We start from the raw sequence: 1,663 nt of genomic DNA, 5'->3' as shown, positions 1-1,663 counted from the left end.
TCGCCATCGGCCGTCGCCTGCAGGAAGGCCGCTGGCGGCAGAGTTACCGCAACGCCCGCCATCGCCAACGAAGGGTCGGCGCGGGCGACGACGGTTTCCACACCCAATGGCCCGTCGACGGACAGGCGCGCCAACGCGTGCCTATGGGCAAATTCGGCCAGCCCATCGATCAGCGGCACGCTGTTCGCTTGCAGGTTCCCCAGCAACAGGTCGACGCCGCCATCCGTCAGCGTAAGCGTGACCGAAATCGCCGACCGCTCGGCCAGATGCGGGGCAAGCAATTCTCTCAGTGGTGGCAGCAGCGCCTGCAACGCCGGGTGCATCACCGGGCACTCGTGCAAGTCGACGATCCGGTGTTCGGCCTGCGCGTTGAAGCCAAGCCTTACTTCGCCGCCGGTTCGCGTTGCCCGCAGCGCGGCACGGCGGCGCGCACCTGCGGGCGACACATGGGTCGCCATCACCTGCTTTGCCACGATCCCCACCCGCGCCAGCGGCTCGGTGATCCGCGCCTGCGCGAAATCGGCCAGCAGCGTGTCGGTGGCGTGCTGCAACTGGCATCCGCCGCAATCGCCAAAGTGGCGGCACAGGGGCGTCTGGCGGTTCGGTCCAGCCTCGATCGTGCCATCTGCGGCCACCCGGTCGCCCGGGACGGCACCTGCAATATGGCGCCCATCTTCGGTCAGGCCGTCACCGCGTGCGGCGAACCGAAGGACAGGACTGCTTGCGTTGGAACTGACGTCGGACATACAGAGGGCGAATGCCCGCCACCGGCGGCCAAGACAAGACGGTTCAGCCTATATGCGTTCGATGAAAGCCAACCCCCGGCAGATGATTTCACGGCCTTTGCTGCTTGCATTGCTGCTGATGGCAACGGCCTGCGCGCCTGCGCCCTTATATACCTCGGGCAATGCACGCCGGGGGATCGCTCCGTATGGCGAAGTGCCACGCGACGCCCGTGGTGAACCGGTCTGGGAAGCAATCCCGCCGCCGCCGGCCAACAGCCAGCGCCCGGACCCGCGCACCCCCGCGACGGCGGAACCCGAAAGCCGCTGAACTGCGCCCCTTCGCAGAAGGGCCTCGCAGTGACATCAGCCACCAAGTGAAGGAGTGCGCCTGACATGGGCTTTCTGAAAGGCATCTGGGGATTTCTGGTCGCCATCAAGGACGCGCTGGCGCTGCTCGTGCTGTTGATGCTGTTCGGCCTGCTCTGGGCCGCGTGGCTCTCCGGCTCTCCGGCGATCCGCATCGAAGATGGCAGCGCGCTGGAAATCCGGCTGGATGGCGTGCTGGTCGATCAGGCCTCCGACGCCGATCCGCTGGCCTTTCTGTCGGTCGAGGAAGTCATTCCGGAAACCGAAGCCGCAAGGCTGGTCAAGGTGATCGATGCCGCCGCCAGTGATCCTGCAATTTCGATGATCACTCTCGATCTCAGCCGTTTCATGGGTGGCGGGCTTGCCAATCTGGAAAGCGTCGGCAACGCACTGAACCGCTTCCGGGCAAGCAAAAAGCCGGTCTGGGCCTATGCGACCGCTTACGGCGATGATGGCTATTTCCTTGCTTCGCATGCTGACCGGATTTCGCTGTCGCCGCAGGGTGCTGTGATGCTCAGCGGCCCCGGCGGCAACAATCTCTATTTCAAGAATGCGCTCGACCGGCTGAAAGT

Annotated in this window: 3 protein-coding genes; 2 read left to right on the top strand and 1 reads right to left on the bottom strand. The window is 65.1% G+C overall.

Going from position 1 to position 1,663, the window contains the following annotated elements; translation table 11 throughout:
- Positions 1–635, bottom strand: a 635-nt coding sequence (locus AC16JP_RS11090) for a class I SAM-dependent RNA methyltransferase (protein ID WP_484340677.1), incomplete at its 3' end; no start/stop codon positions are given.
- A 163-nt stretch (positions 636–798) separates the two neighbouring features.
- Between AC16JP_RS11090 and AC16JP_RS11085 the strand changes: the two genes are divergently transcribed.
- Together AC16JP_RS11085 and AC16JP_RS11080 are read left to right on the top strand one after the other, a co-directional pair.
- The gene (locus tag AC16JP_RS11085) at positions 799–1,053 is read left to right on the top strand and encodes a hypothetical protein (protein ID WP_484340676.1); all 255 of its coding nucleotides are present in this window, start codon (positions 799–801) and stop codon (positions 1,051–1,053) included.
- A gap of 65 nt (positions 1,054–1,118) precedes the next feature.
- A partial coding sequence (locus AC16JP_RS11080) for a S49 family peptidase (RefSeq protein WP_484340675.1) occupies positions 1,119–1,663 on the top strand: 545 nt, incomplete at its 3' end.

Source organism: Sandaracinobacteroides sp., from assembly GCF_057137845.1.
This window is presented reverse-complemented; position numbering and strand designations above follow the sequence as displayed.

Bases quoted from the DNA above. Each gene is read 5' to 3' on its own strand.
- AC16JP_RS11085 (WP_484340676.1), top strand. From the start codon at position 799: ATGCGTTCGATGAAAGCCAACCCCCGGCAGATGATTTCACGGCCTTTG.